Here is a 2,013-nt window from a genome sequence, read left to right as displayed (position 1 = left end):
CCTTCTGATGGTGTTGTCTACGTTTTCTACAATCGCTCCCGTAACCGAATCAAGTTGCTTCACTGGGAGCGCTGTGGTTTTGTCATCTATCACAAGCAGATGGCACAGGGCTGCCTGAGTCCTAAAATCATACGGGCGAGAGCTGGATTTTATGAACTTCGCTGGGACGAATTGGTACTCTATATAGAAGGAATAAACCCTAGTTGCTACCGAAGAAAAAGATACAATAAATCTTAGTGTTTTCTTGCCAGTGTCAGATATTATTCGTACCTTTACATTATATAAAGAGCTGATAATGCGATGGATACGACTCGTTGCACAATAACATCTGACTACCATTCTCTAACTCGGGAAGCTGTTGTTAAACTTCTTGAGCAAAGGGATGCTGAACTTGAGCAAAGGGATGCTGAACTTGAGCAAAGGGATGCTGAACTTAAGAATAAGGATGCAGAACTCAAGAACAAGGATGCAGAACTGGAACGAAAGTCCCGTCGCATTCTTGAACTTGAGCGCATGGTATTTGGCAGGCGCAGCGAGAAACGCCTTCCTGAGAACGCAAGCAACTGGACGGGTACGCTTTTTGACGAGCAGTGGGCCAAAGAGGGTTCCCTGGCTCAGGTGGAAGCCCTTCCCATCATCAAGGAGATAAAACAGCAGGCCAGACAACGCAGGTCATCACACCGTGTGATCCGTCCTTCCAGAAAGGGAACGGCCTACGCCTCCTATGTTCCCGAGAACATAGAGCGACAGGTGACGGAGATATATCCCGAGGGTTATGACGCTAATCGCATGGTCATCATCGGACATGACAGAAGTGAACATCTGTGTGTGCGTCCCTCATCCTTTTATGTCAGGGTGGAGGATCGTGTCATCTGCCGCCTGAAGGAAGCTCGGCCAACGGATGCGAAGGTCGACATCCTGGAATCCCCCTTGAAAAAGCAAGCGGTGGATTGTTTTGCCGACGCTTCCCTGCTCGCTGAAATCATCACCGCCAAGTTCGCCTATCACCAGCCCGAGTATAGGCAATGTGAAAGATGGAAGGAACTGGGCGTGAACATCCCCACCTCAACCGTCAACAGCTGGGTTCACGATGCCGCCGATGCGCTTTATCCGCTTTACAAGCTTCAAGTAAGACAGATCCTGCAAAGTCCTTACCTTCAGGTTGACGAGACCAGCGTACAGGTTGCCGACCGCAAGGGAAAGACGCGCAAAGGATACCTGTGGGGCGTGCGTGACGCCATGTACTCCCAGGGTGTATTCTTCCATTGGAAGGACGGTTCGCGCTCGGGCTCTGTGGCAGATGAGCTCTTCAAGGGCTACCGTGGTGCCATACAGTCTGACGGGTATGAGGTCTACAGCAGGTTTGAGAACGTTCAGGGCATCGTGCTGTTAGGATGTATGGCCCATGTGAGACGCAAGTTCGAACATCTGGCGGATGACGATAAGAATGCCGCCCATATCATCGAAACGATAGCCACGCTTTATGAGTTGGAGGAAAACCTCAAACACAAGAAAGCACCACCCGAGGAAGTGGAGGCCGAACGAAAGGCCAGGGCTTACCCCATTCTTAAGTATTTGGAGACCTATATGTTGGATGTACACAAACAGTACACCCCTGGCGAAGCTATGGAGAAAGCGCTGCGTTATGCCTTCGCCGTATGGATACGCATTGGCAGGTATGTGCAGGACGGACGCTTCAACATAGACAACAACCTCATGGAGCAGGCCATCAGGCCCATCACGCTTGGAAGAAAGAACTATCTGTTCTGTGGTAATAATGAAGGAGCGGAGAACAATGCCATCTTCTATACCTTCGTGGCGTGTTGCAGGGAAGCAGACATAGACCCATATAAATGGATGAAGGAAATCCTTTCAAAACCGTTGCCCGACATGATGGAGGAGGAACTCACGAAAATGCTACCTTCAAACTTCAAATAACCATTAACCCTTATATGCTGCCAGGCATATAAGGGTTGTTTGTTAGTGTGATAGTCGGCTTATATTGGATGCTTA

The 2,013-nt window shown here is 49.4% G+C and carries 2 protein-coding genes; both read left to right on the top strand.

All coding sequences use genetic code 11. The features are described from left to right. Positions 1–54: 54 nt before the first annotated feature. Positions 55–237 carry a transposase gene (locus BN35_RS13425; RefSeq protein ID WP_257009527.1) on the top strand — a complete coding sequence of 61 codons (183 nt, stop codon included), beginning with the start codon at positions 55–57 and terminating at the stop codon, positions 235–237. 447 nt (positions 238–684) lie between these two features. Continuing rightward, positions 685–1,938: an IS66 family transposase gene (tnpC, locus tag BN35_RS12690; protein WP_248616689.1), complete on the top strand. Its 1,254-nt coding sequence runs from the start codon at positions 685–687 to the stop codon at positions 1,936–1,938. Positions 1,939–2,013: the final 75 nt, after the last annotated feature.

The organism is Hoylesella timonensis 4401737 = DSM 22865 = JCM 15640 (assembly GCF_000455445.1).
GTDB lineage: Bacteria > Bacteroidota > Bacteroidia > Bacteroidales > Bacteroidaceae > Prevotella > Prevotella timonensis.
Note: the sequence above shows the minus strand (reverse complement) of the source record. Positions and strands in the feature narration are given on the sequence as shown.